Origin of the sequence: Pseudoalteromonas sp. S3178 (assembly GCF_005886985.1) — a bacterium.
In the GTDB taxonomy this organism is placed as follows: Bacteria; Pseudomonadota; Gammaproteobacteria; order Enterobacterales; family Alteromonadaceae; genus Pseudoalteromonas; species Pseudoalteromonas carrageenovora.
The window spans coordinates 1-222 of record NZ_PNCW01000188.1; the positions used below are offsets into that span (position 1 = coordinate 1).

The 222-nt window shown below is 47.7% G+C and carries 1 protein-coding gene; it reads right to left on the reverse strand.

Features of this window, described 5'->3' with window-relative positions:
* The coding region (locus CWC11_RS20555) for a hypothetical protein (RefSeq protein ID WP_138684158.1) at positions 1-222 on the reverse strand (222 nt) is incomplete at both ends.

Consider the following 222-nt stretch of genomic DNA (forward strand, 5'->3'; position numbering starts at 1 on the left):
TGCTCAAAGCGTTTCATGGCCGCTTCCGTTGCCATTAGTTCATCATAAAGCGCATCACGCTCTTTTTGCTTTTCAGCGACGTTAGCTGCTACTTCACGCTGCTGCTTTAAGTCGCTAAGTGATTGTTGTAGTGACTCCAGCTGTGCTTGCAGTTGGGCTTTGTTCTCACCGCTTTGCATTTGCACGGGACTTAGTTTTTTCAACTTAACGGTAGCGCCTGGT